Raw genomic sequence first — 14,966 nt, 5'->3', positions numbered from 1 at the left:
CCTCAATGGATCCGACGACCACGGCCGACCCGCCGAAAGGAGCGGCCCGAGCAGCCGAAAGGCGGGGGTACGGGGTGTCGACGGAGCGTTCTGAGGGCGCCTCCCGTAGCTCTTCCGGCGACCCCGGCGTGGCCGCCGCCGCACGGCGTCGCGGAGCATGGCGGGAGCGGGTGCACACCACCCTCGAGCTGATCCGCGCCAACCCCACCGGGCGGATCACCCTCAAGATCTTCATCGCGATCGCGGGCGCCATCGTCGTCACCGTCGGTATCGCCCTGATCCCGCTGCCCGGGCCCGGGTGGCTGCTGGTGATCGCCGGGCTGGGCATCTGGGCGGTCGAGTTCCACTGGGCGCGACGCCTGCTCGGCTTCACCCGGCGACACGTGCAGAACTGGACGCGGTGGGCGACCAGCCGTTCGCTGCCGGTACGGTTCGTGCTGGGCCTGGTCGGCCTCGTGTTCGTGGCCGTGGTGGTGTGGTTGTCGCTCAAGTACAGCCTCGGCATCGACCTGGCGGCCCGGGCGCTGCACTACCTTGCGACGCACTGACCCCGGGTTTTTGGTCTGGCTTCTCGATCAGGTAGAGTCATCGGCGCTGAGGGCGATTAGCTCAGCGGGAGAGCGCTTCGTTCACACCGAAGAGGTCACTGGTTCGATCCCAGTATCGCCCACCATCAATATCCGCAGGTAGGAAGCTCGTTGCCGGAGTCGCCGGTAACGAGCTTTTCTGCTATCTCCCATTACTTTGGGAGCAGTTTGGGAGCAGGGCGCCGAGTGATGCCGACCGATCGTACCCAGCGACCGTCCGAGCAGGGTTGGGCGAGGGCCCGGTGGGGTCTCGGGCTGGTACGGGAGAAGCAAGATCGGGAAGGTGGCGCCCACGGTGGTGGTCCCCCCACTCGTCGAGTCTGGACTGCTGCGTCGTGGACTTCGTCCAAGATGCCGCCGTTGAACCGGCGCTGCGCCTTTCCTTCATCCGTGGCTACATTGGACCTTGTCGCGACGTTGGTGGCGCCGGTGCCGGCCGCCCGGCGGCGCCGACGATGAGGTGCCGGCCCGGGCCGGTGACCGGTATGGGTCGGTCGCGCCGAAACGCTCCGGCTTTCTGGTTTATCTGGAACGCGCGCCCCAGCCCAGAATGTGAATCCGTGCTGGCGTGATCTTGTCGGCCGATGCAGTCATCGAGCGGGCGATCGCGGCAGACCTGATCATGCTGAGAGGGCAGCGGCAATCGCGGCGCTGGCTCGGCATCGGGTCCGGTGCCCGGTCACGCTGCTACCAGCGGATAGGGAGCATCGGACTACGGATCAGAAGGTTAGGTGTTCGAGTCCCTTCGGGCGCACAAGATCAAGAAGCGGGATCGACTTCTCCGGCAAGGACCGCGCCGCCGGGTGCCTCCGGCTCGGCGAGGTCGTCGCCACCGCCGGCCTGATCCTGCTGGCCTTCGCCCTCGCCCGCTGCGGGCCGCGCGCCCGTCACGCCGGCTTCGGTCGTTGCGTACATCGGCGCCGCGTACTGGTTCACCTCGTCGAGGTCTTTCGTCAACCCGGCGGTGACCGTCGGCCAGCGTTCACCGACACCTTCGCCGGCATCGCCCCCGCCGCCGTCCCCGGCTTCCTTGTCGCGCAATTCGTCGGCCTCGCCGTGGGCGTCAATCTCCTGGCCTCGCTCTACCCGACGGCGGGGAGGCCGCCGACCAACTGGTCGTGCCGACCGACGAGCGAGGCCAGGCGCTCGACCACCGGGCATGACCACCAGCCGGGTGCCCGCGGAGCGGACAGGCCCTATCGGTGCCTGCTCAATCCGCCGCGTCCCGCCGGCCGCTACCAGCTGCTCGAGCGCAACAGCGACCCCAACCGCGTCGGGTGGCCCCAGGTGTGACGAGGTGGCCTATCCAGGCCAACGCCGTCGATAGTGCTGGCGGTACACCTCCTCCTCGCAGTGGCAGCCTGGTGTCTTGCCTCGTGCGCTGGACCACCGGTTGTGCGGTCCGGTGAGGATCGTGGTGCGTACGACCTGGCCGGGCGCGGTGGGCGCGCCGGGCTGGCTGAGCTTGACTCAACCCCTCTATAGCGGGAGTTCCGCTGTTTCCAACGCATCGACCCACCCGCTTGACAACCCGCCGCCACCGCTACTACGCGGCATTGCCCTTAGCCGCCCTGCACTGCGGAAGAAGCTGCCGAAACGGTAATTGCGGGACGTTCAACTATTCGCATGGGGGAGGGTCTCGCTGCTGCTAATGAGCCATCACTTGCTCTGAGCAACATCATCAAACGTTTGCGTTTCCGGGTCGTAGGTCAGGCGTAGCCCGAGGTTGCGGTAGACCTCCAGCTTGTGTTCGGGCTCGGCGTGGCGCAGGGCGGTGCCAGGTCACCGAGTTCTTCGACGATGGCGATGATCTCTTCTTCGGTGATGCGGCTGATGGTGTCCGGCGGCTCGGCGGTTGCCGGGGCCTGTTCGTGTTGTTCGGCGCGTTTCCGTCGGCCTGGGTTTCGGCGATCCATCCGGCGACCACAGCCGGGTCCGCTACCGAGCAACTCCACCCCCTCGGCCTGCGCCCGGCCTAACAGCTCATCGGCGAGCGACTCGTCCACCGGCGGCGGTTTCGACGCCGGCTCTCGATCGGAGTCGCGGGGCACGGTCTTAGTGTCGGTCATCACGTGGTCCCTTCCCGAGTCGATCACGACTCAGAATCAGGCCACGACCACTTACACAGCCGATCTGAACACGCCCTGGCCTCCGCCCAGATCCACCAGCTGGGCGAACGCCTCGAAGTGCAGGGCCGACGAGCTCTCCCGGCGCGGGCGGCCCGTCGACGGCGACATCGAAGGGCTGCCGCTCTGATGCGAGAGATCGTCCCAGATTAGGGCCGCTTGGGGCGTTGAATGGTGCGGTTGTGCGGTGACGGTTGGGTGAGGGTCGTAGGCGGGATTAGTGCCAGGCCCGAGTTGGTTACATCCCTTACGAGGGTCGGCTGGTGGTGCTCCTGCCGCCCACCCCGCGGAGCCCGGCTGATGCTGTGCCCTGGATAGGTGGCACGGCTGCACGATGTCTGGCCGTTGAATTTGAGCACACCCGTCGAGACTCTGGAGGAGATATTGTAGGTAACCCGATCGTCGTCGACAGCAATCCAGAACTCATGGAGCTGATCGCTCACGAAGTCGACCTTTTCTAATCCAAGAGCCGACTGATCGCATTGTCGAGCTACCACGATGGGGCGAGGGTCCGTTACGCGCCCGGTGTCGGATTTCACAACCACGCCCGCAAGGGTTCCGGCATCTCTGATCTACTTTTGATTCTTTTGGAGGATCATGTCTACGTGGCGTAGCACTCGATTCCGAAATACCCCCCGGCCCCGCCGGGTCGTCGTTATCCTCGTTTCTGTGCTGATGGTAGCAGTAGTCGCCGCCATGGTGTCACTTGTCGGTATCGTGGCCAGCGCTGGCAAGACACTGGACGGACCCCGGCACAACGGACCCCTGCACACCGAGGGCGCGAACCTGGTCGACGCGCATGGCGATAAGGTCACCCTCACCGGGGTGAACTGGTTCGGGTTCGAGACCAGCACGTTCGCGCCCCATGGGCTGTGGACACGCAACTGGGAGAGCATGCTTGACCAGATGAAGGCATCTGGGTTCAACACGATCCGGCTGCCATACTCGAACGAACTCTTCACGCAGACCGCCCCGCCGACCGAGGGCATCGACTACGACAAGAATCCGGACCTCAAGGGCCTGTACGGACGCGACCTGATGGACCGCATCGTCAACGGTGCTACCGATCGCGGCCTGATGGTGCTGCTTGACCAGCACCGCCCGGACTCGAATGGCCAGAGCGAACTGTGGTACACCAGCACCCTCAGCGAGCAGCAGTGGATCGACGACTGGACCATGCTGGCAACCCACTACCGGGGCAACCCGTTGGTGATCGGCGCGGACCTGCACAACGAGCCGCGCGGCCAGGCGACGTGGGGCGACGGTAACGAGAAGACAGACTGGCGGCTGGCGGCCGAGCGTGCCGGCAACGCGGTGCTGAAGGCGAATCCCGACTGGCTGGTCATCGTCGAGGGCGTCGAGAAGGTCGGCGACGAACAGTACTGGTGGGGTGGCAACCTGATGGGCGCCAAGGACAACCCGGTGCGACTATCCCAGCCCGGCAAGCTCGTCTACTCCGCGCACGACTACGGCCCAGGGGTGTACCGGCAGAATTGGTTCGACGCACCCAACTTCCCCGAGAACATGCCTGATCTGTGGAAAAAGCACTGGGCCTACCTGAACACCGAAGGCACCGCCCCGGTCCTGCTCGGCGAGTTCGGCGGGAAGTCCATCGATCCCAGCACCACCGAGGGCATCTGGCAGCGCAAGCTGTTCAGCTACCTCAAGGAGCACGGGATGAGCTACACCTACTGGTCGTGGAACCCCGACTCCGGCGACACGGGTGGCGTGCTGCAGGACGACTGGAACACCATCGACCAAGCGAAGCTGGACGTGATGAAGCAGTACCAGGCGCCTCGGCTCGAGGCGACCGATGCCCGGTAACTCCAATCTCATTGACACGACGCGTGGGCGGCCCCGAACGGGGCCGCCCACGCGTCGTTTTGGCCAAGCCGCGGCGGCGTCATCACGTCGCATCCGGTGGGGCCGGGCAGGCCTGGGCCCTCGGGGCCCGCGACGGTTCGGCCCTGGCCGCGGGTGCGCTGGTCGGGCCGGGGTTCCATCCCGCCATGGCAGAGGAGCGGGCGGCGGCGCGCGAGGCCTTCGGGCTGCCGGGTGGCCGACTGGCGCTGGTCGCGGCCGGCTCCTGGGGTGTCGGTCGGGTCGAGGCGACCGCGGCGGAGGTCGTGGCCCCAGGCGTGGCGACGCCGGTCGTCGTCTGCGGTCGCAACGAGCGCCTGCGGTCGCGGCTGAACCGGGCCGCCGTGCCGGCCCTCGGCTGGGTCACCGACATGCCGCTGCTGATGCGGGCCGTGGACGTGCTCGTGGAGAACGCGGGCGGGCTCATGGCGATCGAGGGCATGACCACCGGGCTGGCGGTGGCGACCTACCGTCCGATCCCGGGGATGGCATGGTCAGCGCGGCGACCCTCGACAAGGCCGGGGTGAGCACCTGGACCGTTCGCACGGCGATCTCGGCCCGATGCTCGTCCGGCTCCTCGACGGCGACCTCGGCACGGCCGAGCGGTCCGCGGCCGCGCCAATGTTGCGCAACGATCCGGCGGACATCGTCACCCACCTGGCCACGCCGTCCGGTGAGTCCCGGCACGCCAGACCCACGCCGCGCTGGCGCGGGTGGCGGGCCGTCAACGTATACGGTTCGAGGAGTGTAGCTGCGTGGCAGATCGCGCGTGACCGGTTTCCGGCCCGTCCTGTTGCCGCACGTTGGGACGCCGAGGAAGCTGGGCGCGTGGTTGAATCCGGGACGTATCGGCGGCTGGCAGTGCCCGAGCTCGGCGACGGCCCGCTGCAGCGCATAGACTGCGGCGGGTACTGTCCGGTCGTCGCGGGATGCGCGGTGAGACGACCGAACGCCTCGGTGGTCAGGTCCGCCAGCCGCCGACTGCGGTTGGTCAGCAGCACCTGGGCCTAGACACCGCGCAGACGGTGGCGGCCGTCGGCGTCGGTTTGGCTGCGGTAACCCCAGCCCTGCATGAGATCGGCGACGGCGCGCATCACCGTCGTAACCGGCTCATCACCGAAGATCAGCTTCGCCAGGTGCAGTCGGTTGAAGTTGCCCACATGCTGGTAGTCGGTGAACCCGCCGAGCACAAAGGCAAGTCCCAGCAGGAACGGACGCACCGTGGTCTCGGTGGGCACCTGAGCGGAGCGGAAGGCTTGACGGCTGGAGCCGGCCGGCCTGGCCCAATCCCAGACGGTCCAGCCCCACCAGGAACGGCCCAGCGCGCGACAGTTGCCCAAGATGATCGCAGTAGCGTGCAGTCCAGCCCGTTTGAACCGCAGATCCTCATCGTGATGCAGGCGACCGCGGGCAGCGTCCAGCGGTTCCACCAGCCACGCCAACGCCCGCCAGGACGCGACGGTCCCTGGTTGGCCGGGATGTTCTGGCCGTCGATTTCGGCCGTCCGCCGTTGCGTCGGCGACGACGAAGTTGCAAGGCCGCCGCCCTGCCCGGTGACGTCCACGGCCCCGCCGCCGATCACAGCACGCGCGACCGGGAGGACGACCAACAGCCCGCCGCCGTCAACACGGCGCGCTTCCAGGTCAGTCTCGGCAGCCGTGGCTGCTTCCAGAATGGCTTCTTCTGCCCTGGCTCGTTCATGTTGTTCTCCCGCCCCGATGTCGTCACTGCTCAGCGAGTACGCCTATTGATCTTGCGTATGGATCTTGTAGACGGCGAGTTGAACGTTGCCCCGTTTGGCGTGCCAGATTTGTTCGCTGTGTTTGTCGACCGCCTCGAGGATCCATGACTCGCGGCCGCCGGCATTGTTGTCCGCCATCGACTGATGCATACGGTTGGACATCACGACGTAGTCGATGTTCCGCCAATCCGACCGGAACAGCTCGTCGCGTACATACGGGTCCGACGATGCCTTGAAGTGAGAGTGCGCATTCGGAAACACTGGATGCCGGTCGTGTAGCGCGGTCCAGATGTCGTCGTCCATGATGATCCGGGCGTCCGGCGAAATGTTGGCCCGGACAAAGTCGATCTGCTGTTCCTGCATGGTCGTCAGGTGCAGATGGTATAGGTCCTGGAACTGCACGTGTCCATGGGTGTCGTGGTGCAACACGTAGGCACCCGGGACGAGCAGTGCCGCCGCGACCAAACTCGCGGCCGCGCCGGCCCGGACCGGCACCGCCACCCGGGAGGCGAGATGCCCAAATAGGATACCTACATTGAGGGCGAGGAGCGGCAGTATCGGCGCGACGTAGAAGTCCAGCAGCTGGCTCCCGCGCACCAGGTAGACGGCGTACCCCAGTACGAGCAACGCGGCGACCAGGTAGCCGGGGCGGTGCGCCCGGTCCCGAAACCACAGCCACAGTACGGCTAGGACCGCAACGCTTCCGCCGATCAGGAGCAGAGGGTCCTTGGGTAACCAGCTACCCTGCATCATTTCGAGGAACACGCTGTGCCCCTTCGGGGAGGTGCGGTTCAGTTGCCACCAGATGCTGTAGAGCAGCGAGACGTGGTCAGCCGGCGGGTTGTGGCGGTCGAAGTTCAAACGGGTGGGGAAAAGCTCATGGTTGAATAGCGCGAACAGAACATACTCAGCCACCGGAACCGTCACCGCGATCCACCAGAAGCTCGTCACGAAACGTCGATTCTGCTGCCCCTTGCCTTGTCGGTGCGCCAGATAGCCGAGGGCGGGGACGAAGAAGATGGCGTTTTCCTTGGTGATGACCGAAATGCCGAACGCGAAGCCGGCGATCATCGCCGTCCCGATACGCCCTCTCCCGCGGATCAGCAGGTAGATGGCCAGCAGCAGCCAAAAGACCATCAGGTTGTCGAGCAGAACCATTCGCTGGTAGTAGATCGCGAGCGGCGAGAAATTGACGATGAACGCGGCGATGAACGCGCCCGCAGCGCTGTTCGTAACTGTCCGGACGATGCCGAACAGGAGCCCGACACTTGCCACATGCGCCACCAGCATCAGGATCCGCATGGTGCCGACCTCATTGCCGAAAGCGTGGAACCCTCCGGGCAGGACGCCTGCCCATCCGGCCATTACTATCCATCCGCCGGGTGCGTGATCATAGAAGTACGTGTAGGGAGACAACCGGCCATCGTTGACCAGTGACCATGCCTGCTGGACGTAGATGCCCTCGTCGGTGAGGAACAGCGGGTACTGGGAGAGGTTGTAGGCGTGCGTGAACAGGCCGCTGACGAGGGAGACCACCAGCAGGGCCGCGGCGGCCGGACCCCCGAGCGAGGAACGCCACCTACGGAACATCCTCGGCCTCCTTGGCCGGGCCGGCTGCGGCAGCGTCGGAGCCCGTCCGGTGGGCGCCTACGTGCTCGGTCTTCTCCCATTCCCCTCGGCGAGCCACCTGCCGCCGGAAGGCCCGAAGCGCTGCGTACGAGAGGACCAGCTGGTATGGCAGCCAGGTGACGGCCATCTTCACCACGGTCCACGGCCTCACCTTCATCTGGTGGGCGTCGGCGAACTCGTACAACCCCACGACCGCGACCAGAAAGTGCGCGAACAGGAACAGGACCGGCACGACTGACAGCATCGCCACCGGCATCGGCGCGTCCACCACAAACACCATGCACAGCGCCAACGGCAGATACAGCGCGAGCCACGCCTGGGCGTGCGGAAACGCGAGGGTATAAAGCGCCAGTGCGCGCTGCCGCCTGGTCGGCAGCTGCTTCCAAACGCCCTTGCGCAGGGTCTGCATAAAACCCTGGCTCCACCGGGTCCGCTGCGTGATGAACTGGCGGAATGTCGGCGGCGTCTCCTCCTTGGTGACGTAGCGGTCGTCGTAGATCACCCGGATGCGTTCGCCTATGCTACTTATCCGGAGGCTGATCTCCGCGTCCTCAGTGAGGTTGGACTCGTCCCAGCCGCCGATCCGATCCAGCAACTCGCGAGAGAAGAACACCGTGTTCCCACCGAGCGGTAAGAAGCCGAGCCGAGCTTGATGGTGGAGGCGGCTCTTGAACCAGAAGAAGTACTCGAGGACGTTGAAGACGGAATACCAGCTGGACCAGAAGTTCATGAGCTGAACGCCGGCCTGGACGACCTTGACTCCCTCGTTCACCATCACCGTGTTGACGATGTTCACGATGTCCGGGTGGATCTCGTCCTCGGCATCGAAGACGGCGACGACGTCGGAGTTCGCGTATTGAAGTGCGTAGTTCAGAGCGTGCGGCTTGCTGATCGGGCCATCGTCGAAAACCACCAGCCTTACGCTCGTGATGCCGTTCGCCTTGAGATCAGCGATCCTCCGGGCAGTTTGGTCGATGGTCCCGTTGTCGTCTGCGGAGCAGACGACGATGACTTGCAGAAGTTGCGCAGGGTAGTTGCTGCGAACGACTCGGTCCAGGGTCCTCGCGATGACCGCCTCTTCGTGGCGTGCAGGCACGATGGCAGTGAAGGACAGGGCTGGGGCGGCAAGTTGGTCTGGCGCCCGGCCGAGATCGTCCAGGTCGGGCTTCCTCCATGCATAGACCATCATGTAAAGCGCGTACGCAGCCTGAACGCTGAGCACGGTGGACACCAGTACCACCAAACCAAGCAGGAACTGCATTGAATACGCCTCCCCGAATCCACTTCGTGCTTGCAGCGAAGTCGACGGCCAGCAGCAGGGCGCTCACGACGTAAGGTTGAACTTCAGCAACTGCCAGACCTCCCCGCGAACCGGACATTCACAACTCGTTGGGCAGGTAGGTGTGTGTGACGGCCACCTCGGCCGCCGGGATGGGTGCAGCGAACGGCTGCATCCGCACCTCCCAGTGGAGCAGGAACAGGACGAAGCCGTTGGCCCCCGCCGCCGACGAGGCCGGGGAACCGCCACAGCCGGGAGCTATAGAGTGCCGCCGTGCTGCGTGCGAACAATGCTGGCTCGGGCAGGTGTGGGCTCATTGGAGCACCGAATTCGCAGGTCAGGTCGTTACCCCACAAACTTATCGTGTCGGGGCGCCGCTATCTCCTCCATGGCAAATTTGATCAGGCCCCGATTCAGGGAGGCCGCACCCGTTACCCATGAGGGGGTGGCCGGCCTGCGCGTGGTGGCTCGCCCGCCGCCCGCCCGGACACGCTAGCTAAGGGACGTCTCGTAACTGGGTGAAGGTGTTGCCCGTGACCGGGCTGGTGCTCACCCGACGAGGGCGATGTTGTGCAGGTGGGCGATGGCGGAGGCGGTGTCGGTCAATGTGCTGGCGGCGCGGCGGTAGTCGCGCAGGATTTTCCAGCACTTCATGCGGGCCAGGGCGTGCTCGACCTGGGCTCGGACGGTGCGGTGCTGGGCATTCAGCTCTTCCTTCCAGGCCGGTAGCGGGCTGCTGTCGCGGTTCTTGCGGTACGGGATGATCACCTCGGGGTTGCCGCGGTAGCCGCCGTCGGCCATGACCGGCCGCCCGTCCAGCTTCTGGTCGATCCCGCTGGTCCGGTAGACGATCGTGTCGTTGCGGTTGCCTGGCTGTGGGTCGCCGAGGGCGATGACGAGTCGGGTGCTGGCGTCGATGGCGACCTGCAGGTTCGTCGAGTAGCGGTAATTCTTGCTCGGGGCGGCCAGACGGTGGTCCCGGGTCGGGATGAGGGTGCCGTCGACGATGGCAATCTGGTCAACGGGCCGCCGGCGGACCGGCGCCAAAGCCAGCAGTGGCCCGAATCCCCAGATCCCGGGCGACCTGCGCGATCGGCTTACCGGTCTCCCGCACGATCCGCCCCGTCACGGAACTCCCGGTCGAACCGTCTCCTCGTCTCAGCCATGACCATCTACCCCCTTAGGTCCGGCCTCCACGCTAACGGGGGAACCTCAGCTCGCGCCGCCGTTCGTGGAATGGCTCATGGGCCTACCCGCCCACTGGGTCACCGACCCCACGCTAGGCCCTCATCGCGGCCCTGCCCGAGTCGCTCGCCACCAGGAGCACCGCCAGCCCGCGTTCGGTGCTGACCGACTGGCACCTCCATCCCATGATCCTGGTAGGGCTCGCGGGGCTCCTTTTGAACCAGAGCGCCTTCCAGGGTGGGCCGCTCGGCGCGCCGCTGACCCCGTTCACCCTGGTGGAATCGGTCGTCAGCGTGATCGCCACCCGTACCGCGTTGCGCGAGACGCTGTCCGTCCACGGACCACGCCCCGTGATCGAAGTCGCCGCCTTCACCGCCTTGGCGGGCGGAACCTGGCTTGCCGGCACCGGTCGTCAGTGGTGCCACCAGTGCTGATCGCGCCAGCAGTCTCGGGCCTGGCCGGTCACCTGGCTGATCCACTGGCGGAATGTCCGTGAGCGCCGGCTGAAGGACCGTGCCCGCAGGCACGGGCGACGGGGCCGACACTCGCCGGCGACGCAGCCAGGTGAACGCCGCCGCCACGAGAAGGACGGGCAACGTTCCCAGGAGCGCGCCGGCGAGCGCGGGCAGGCTTGGCTGGACGCCGCCCGGCAGGACCAGCAGGACGAGGGCCACCGAACCGACCGCGACAATCCGGCGCATCGCAGCGCTACGCGCGGCCGCCGCCAGTGGCACGATCGCCCACAGCAGGTACCACGGATGCACGACCGGGCCGGCGATGACGACCACCGCGAGACACAGGCCAAGCGCGGTGACGGGTCCAAGCCGCTCGCTTCGCCGCCACAAGGCCAGACAGAACCCTGCGGCAACGACAAGACCGGCCAGCCAGACCTTGTGCCTCGTCTCTTCGACGCCAAGGCCGCTCACGTGGTGCAGCACGGTGCCGATCGCCCAGCCCAGGTCCGTGGTGAGCGACATCCAGGTACGTGCGTGCGTCGGCGTACCCAGGGCCTGTACCCAGCCGAAGCCGGCTCCCGCCAGCGCCGTGACTGTCAGCGCGGTAACGCCCGAAACAGCAACGGTCCGGAGTGCCGCGCGCAGGCGCGGCCGGTGACCGTCCAGTTGGTGCGCCCAGATGGGCACCAAAAAGGCAATCGCCAGCGCCGACGGTGCCTTGACGAGCGTGGCGAGCGTGATCAACACGACCCCGATCGCGGGCTGGCGCCGTAGCGCCACGACCAAACCGACGCACATCAGGCCCAGCATCAGCGCCTCGTTGTGGGCGTCGGAAATCAGATGAAGCAGCACGAGGGGATTGAGCACGCCCAGCCACATCGCCGCCGGCGGGTGCACCCCGCAGTAGCGGGCCAGCCGGGGCACCGACCACACCAACAGGCTCACACCCAGCAGCGCCAAGAGACGCATCCCCAGGATGCCGGCCCAGACGCCACCCTCCGTCAGCTGAGTTACCCCGGCGGCGAGGTTCAGGAAGACCGGACCGTACGGTGCCGGGGTGTGCTGCCAGATCTCGGGCACATTCACGGTGAGGGGACCACCCAACGCCGCCGGCGCCACGCGGTACGCGTCCAAGCCGGCGGCTGTCATCGCGCCCTGGGCGAGATAGCTGTGGACGTCGCCGCTGAAGATCGGGATGGTGAAGGCAAACGGCACCCCCCACCATGCCGTTGTGGTCGCAACCTCGCGACAGGACGGGCCGCCGGAGGTGCGGAACAGCATCCCGATGCGCCACCACGCGAGCAGGAGCATGGTGAGCCCGAGGTAGACCACGGACACCGACAGCACCGTCGAGGCGCGCAGCTCGAGGATGACCGGCAGTTCGATCGCTACCTCGCCGAGAGGCCTCACGCCCGCCAGCAACCCGCCCACCACGGTCACGGTCGAACCCACTACCCCGAGGGCCCGGGAGGAGGCCAGGTCAGATGCCGAGGATGGCGGCGGTACTCGATCATCCCGACGTTTCATGGCAGCGTTACGCAACACCATCAGCAATCAGCACCATTCAGCCGGGCAGTGATCGCCTCCGAGAGGCATTTTCGCCACTGCTGTCCCCACCTATGGCAGCCCGCGTCCCGGTCATCCCACTTGCGGTCGGCAGAGATGGCTGCACCCCATGAATCTAGCCTTTCCAGCCGCCTCAGCATCCGTAGAACAATGGGTGTGTCTCCTGTTACGGAAGTAAGCAACGGCGACCGACGAGGCGACACCGTGGTTAAGGAGCCGGGAAAGGTTGAAGAAGGACGCGCTGGTCCGCGTGGGTCCGCCACGTCCAGACACAACGCGCACCACCCCTATTCGTGGCCCGTACCAACCGATACTTCCCGGTGAGCAGAGGGCGGCGGTGGTCGAACTCAACTCGGCTGATTAGGCCAGGCAACTCGCGGTCTAGAACCAACGCCGTTCAGTTAGGGCCTGCAGAGAAATAAGTAGCGGATTCGCGTTCTGGTGGTCTGTGATGTGGTATGGGCATCGTGGATTGGACGGAAGATCTGCTGGCCGCGAAGTTCCAGGTGCTGTTCCCGCATCTGGATGAGCGGCAGCGCCGTCGGCTGATGGGGGCCGAGGCCCGAATGCTTGGTTATGGTGGGATCAGGCTGGTGGCCCGGGCGGCCGGGTCGCGGAGAGTACGGTGTCCCGTGGTGTGTCCGATCTGGAAGCTGGCGGGGAGCCGTTGGGTCGGACGCGCCGGGCGGGCGGGGGCCGTAAACGCATGGTCGAGCTCGATGCACGCCTGCGGCCGGCGTTGCTGGCCCTGTTGGAGCCGGACATGCACGGTGATCCGATGTCGCCGCTGCGGTGGACGACGCGCAAGCTGTCCGCCGAACCGCGGGCCTAGGGTTGGCGGATCTCGGCGGACACGGTGGCCGACCTGCTGCGGGCGGAGGGCTTCAGCCTGCCGGGCAACGCCAAGACCATCGAGGGCAAGCAGCACCCGGACCGGGATGCCCAGTTTCGTTACATCAACGAGCAGGTCAAACAGCATCAGGCCGCCGGTGACCTCGGTGGTCAGCATTGACTCGAAGAAGAAGGAACTGGTCGGGCCGTATCACAACGGCGGCCGGGAGTGGCAGCCGCAGGGCCAGCCAGTCCAGGTCCGGCAGCCACGACTTCCCGGATGCCGAGTTGGGCAAGGCCATCCGGTACGGGATCTACGACCTGGCGGGGACACCGGCTGGGTCAACGTCGGCACCGACCACGACACCGCCGCGTTCGCCGTCGTCTCGCTGCGCCGCTGGTGGGAGGCCATGCCACCACCGTCTACCCGCAGGCCACCAGACTACTGATCACCGCTGACGCGGGCGCCTCCAACAGCTACCGCACCCGCGCCTGGAAGAGTGAACTGGCCGCCTTCGCCGCCGAGGTCGGACTGGAGATCACCGTATGTCACTTCCCGCCGGGTACCTCCAAGTGGAACACGATCGAGCACCGCCTGTTCAGCCACATCTCCATGAACTGGCGCGGTAGACCACTGACCAGCCACGAAGTCATCGTCAACACGATCGCGGCGACCACCACCCGCACCGGTCTTCGCGTGCACGCCGAATTCGATACCGGCCAGTACCCCAAAGGGGAGACGGTCAGCGACGCCCAGATGGCCGCCCTACCCATCGTCCGCCATGACTGGCACGGCGACTGGAACTACACCCTGCGCCCCGAACCCACCCAACCAGGCGCCGAAGAGCCGCCACCATCGGCGCATCGGGCCGACCGCCGTGACCTGTCCCGGCTGGTCCATCCCGTCGTGACCGGGATGCCCACAACCGCATGGGACGACCTGCTCACCCGGCTCGCCGTTCCCCGCGAGGCGCAAGGCGCAGCCGACCTGCACAACCGACGCGGCGGCGTCCGACGCTTGCCGCCAGGCACCGGACGCCGACCTCGCCTCACCCTCGCTGACCGGCTCCGGGCCACCGTGCTTGACCAGCGACTCGGCATGCCACAACCGGTGATCGGTGACCTGTTCGACGTCTCCCGCATGACCATCAACAACGCCGTCCGCCAGACCCGCCAACTCCTCGCCCAGATCCGACACACCATCGAACCCGCCAACGTGCGCCTCGCCACCCTTGCCGACCACGCCGCTAGGGCAGGCCTCGACATCACCGCAGAAATCGAAAAAGCGTGTTGATCCTCTGCACGCCCTAACTAAACGGCGTTGTTGTGCCCTGAACGACGAAGGAGCTTGATATGTAGGCAGAGCTGCGGAGTTGATGCTGTGCGGGAGATGAAGGTTTGGCCCTTCGGAGCCGCCCACTCGGGGGGAGGCTTCAAACCACCACATGCTGCGTTGGCTGAAGACCGTCGTGGTGAGCGATGTGGAAAAGGCGCACGAGATGCGTCAGGTGGGGATCAGGAAGGCGATCGTCGATGAGGTGTCGTTAGTTTACGAGGTGGCATCGAAACCGGGGTATCCAATGCAATCCCGGGATGAATCTGGCGGGTTCCCGATCTGCTGGCCAGGTGGTGTCCGGCATGGATGGCGACGTGAGCCTGGTCTGCTGCTCTCGTATGGAACAGGGGAAGGCGCGTTCGGATACTGCT

13 protein-coding genes, 1 tRNA gene and 2 pseudogenes are annotated in these 14,966 nt (G+C 66.2%); 10 read left to right on the top strand and 6 right to left on the bottom strand.

Going from position 1 to position 14,966, the window contains the following annotated elements; all coding sequences use genetic code 11:
- The first annotated feature begins 5 nt into the window (after positions 1-5).
- From SLP03_RS13105 to SLP03_RS13095, 3 genes and pseudogenes are all read left to right on the top strand, one after another.
- The gene (locus tag SLP03_RS13105) at positions 6-548 is read left to right on the top strand and encodes a TIGR02611 family protein (protein ID WP_319460847.1); all 543 of its coding nucleotides are present in this window, start codon (positions 6-8) and stop codon (positions 546-548) included.
- Between the two features lie 50 nt (positions 549-598).
- Positions 599-673, top strand: a tRNA-Val gene (locus SLP03_RS13100).
- 679 nt (positions 674-1,352) lie between these two features.
- Positions 1,353-1,717, top strand: a pseudogene (locus SLP03_RS13095) (aquaporin family protein); the annotation flags it as partial.
- Positions 1,718-2,296: 579 nt separating this feature from the next.
- Here SLP03_RS13095 and SLP03_RS13090 read toward each other — a convergent pair.
- Positions 2,297-2,656: a hypothetical protein gene (locus SLP03_RS13090; RefSeq protein ID WP_319460846.1), complete on the bottom strand. Its 360-nt coding sequence runs from the start codon at positions 2,654-2,656 to the stop codon at positions 2,297-2,299.
- 732 nt (positions 2,657-3,388) lie between these two features.
- Between SLP03_RS13090 and SLP03_RS13085 the strand changes: the two genes are divergently transcribed.
- Both SLP03_RS13085 and SLP03_RS13080 read left to right on the top strand, forming a co-directional pair.
- A complete protein-coding gene (locus SLP03_RS13085) occupies positions 3,389-4,537 on the top strand; it encodes a glycoside hydrolase family 5 protein (RefSeq protein ID WP_319460909.1) in 1,149 nt (382 codons plus the stop codon).
- Between the two features lie 185 nt (positions 4,538-4,722).
- Positions 4,723-5,100, top strand: a complete 378-nt coding sequence (locus SLP03_RS13080) for a hypothetical protein (RefSeq protein WP_319460845.1) — start codon at positions 4,723-4,725, stop codon at positions 5,098-5,100.
- 480 nt (positions 5,101-5,580) lie between these two features.
- On the opposite strand, the gene SLP03_RS13075 is transcribed toward SLP03_RS13080, so the two are convergent.
- From SLP03_RS13075 to mptB, 5 genes and pseudogenes are all read right to left on the bottom strand, one after another.
- On the bottom strand, positions 5,581-6,003 hold the full coding sequence (locus SLP03_RS13075; RefSeq protein WP_319460844.1) for a hypothetical protein: 423 nt from the start codon (positions 6,001-6,003) through the stop codon (positions 5,581-5,583).
- 314 nt (positions 6,004-6,317) lie between these two features.
- Positions 6,318-7,904, bottom strand: a complete 1,587-nt coding sequence (locus tag SLP03_RS13070) for a glycosyltransferase family 39 protein (RefSeq protein WP_319460843.1) — start codon at positions 7,902-7,904, stop codon at positions 6,318-6,320.
- Positions 7,894-9,204: a glycosyltransferase gene (locus SLP03_RS13065; protein ID WP_319460842.1), complete on the bottom strand. Its 1,311-nt coding sequence runs from the start codon at positions 9,202-9,204 to the stop codon at positions 7,894-7,896. Before SLP03_RS13065 ends, SLP03_RS13070 begins: the two co-directional genes overlap by 11 nt.
- A gap of 567 nt (positions 9,205-9,771) precedes the next feature.
- A pseudogene (locus SLP03_RS13060) lies at positions 9,772-10,287 on the bottom strand (transposase family protein); the annotation flags it as partial.
- A 200-nt stretch (positions 10,288-10,487) separates the two neighbouring features.
- Positions 10,488-12,389, bottom strand: a complete 1,902-nt coding sequence (gene mptB, locus SLP03_RS13055) for a polyprenol phosphomannose-dependent alpha 1,6 mannosyltransferase MptB (protein ID WP_319460908.1) — start codon at positions 12,387-12,389, stop codon at positions 10,488-10,490.
- 745 nt (positions 12,390-13,134) lie between these two features.
- Here mptB and SLP03_RS31620 point away from each other — a divergent pair.
- From SLP03_RS31620 to SLP03_RS13045, 5 genes are all read left to right on the top strand, one after another.
- Positions 13,135-13,260 (top strand): hypothetical protein, encoded by a 126-nt coding sequence (locus SLP03_RS31620; protein ID WP_413644518.1) that lies wholly within the window; start codon positions 13,135-13,137, stop codon positions 13,258-13,260.
- A gap of 24 nt (positions 13,261-13,284) precedes the next feature.
- The gene (locus tag SLP03_RS31615; protein WP_413644517.1) at positions 13,285-13,440 is read left to right on the top strand and encodes an ISAzo13-like element transposase-related protein; all 156 of its coding nucleotides are present in this window, start codon (positions 13,285-13,287) and stop codon (positions 13,438-13,440) included.
- Complete coding sequence (locus SLP03_RS31610; protein WP_413644516.1) at positions 13,367-13,708, top strand: ISAzo13-like element transposase-related protein; 342 nt, start codon at positions 13,367-13,369, stop codon at positions 13,706-13,708. Before SLP03_RS31615 ends, SLP03_RS31610 begins: the two co-directional genes overlap by 74 nt.
- Positions 13,660-14,553 (top strand): ISAzo13 family transposase, encoded by an 894-nt coding sequence (locus SLP03_RS31605; protein WP_413644515.1) that lies wholly within the window; start codon positions 13,660-13,662, stop codon positions 14,551-14,553. The genes SLP03_RS31610 and SLP03_RS31605 overlap by 49 nt, the downstream gene beginning before the upstream one ends.
- 151 nt (positions 14,554-14,704) lie before the next feature.
- A partial coding sequence (locus SLP03_RS13045; RefSeq protein WP_319460841.1) for a hypothetical protein occupies positions 14,705-14,966 on the top strand: 262 nt, incomplete at its 3' end.

The sequence above is a fragment of the Micromonospora sp. RTP1Z1 genome (assembly GCF_033804685.1).
In the GTDB taxonomy this organism is placed as follows: Bacteria; Actinomycetota; Actinomycetes; order Mycobacteriales; family Micromonosporaceae; genus Micromonospora.
This window is presented reverse-complemented; position numbering and strand designations above follow the sequence as displayed.

Coding starts and splice junctions, on each gene's coding strand:
- SLP03_RS13105 (WP_319460847.1), top strand. CDS start 6: ATGGATCCGACGACCACGGCCGACCCGCCGAAAGGAGCGGCCCGAGCA.
- SLP03_RS13090 (WP_319460846.1), bottom strand. CDS start 2,656: ATGACCGACACTAAGACCGTGCCCCGCGACTCCGATCGAGAGCCGGCG.
- SLP03_RS13085 (WP_319460909.1), top strand. CDS start 3,389: ATGGTAGCAGTAGTCGCCGCCATGGTGTCACTTGTCGGTATCGTGGCC.
- SLP03_RS13080 (WP_319460845.1), top strand. CDS start 4,723: ATGGCAGAGGAGCGGGCGGCGGCGCGCGAGGCCTTCGGGCTGCCGGGT.
- SLP03_RS13070 (WP_319460843.1), bottom strand. CDS start 7,904: ATGTTCCGTAGGTGGCGTTCCTCGCTCGGGGGTCCGGCCGCCGCGGCC.
- SLP03_RS13065 (WP_319460842.1), bottom strand. CDS start 9,204: ATGCAGTTCCTGCTTGGTTTGGTGGTACTGGTGTCCACCGTGCTCAGC.
- mptB (WP_319460908.1), bottom strand. CDS start 12,389: ATGAAACGTCGGGATGATCGAGTACCGCCGCCATCCTCGGCATCTGAC.
- SLP03_RS31620 (WP_413644518.1), top strand. CDS start 13,135: ATGGTCGAGCTCGATGCACGCCTGCGGCCGGCGTTGCTGGCCCTGTTG.
- SLP03_RS31610 (WP_413644516.1), top strand. CDS start 13,367: ATGCCCAGTTTCGTTACATCAACGAGCAGGTCAAACAGCATCAGGCCG.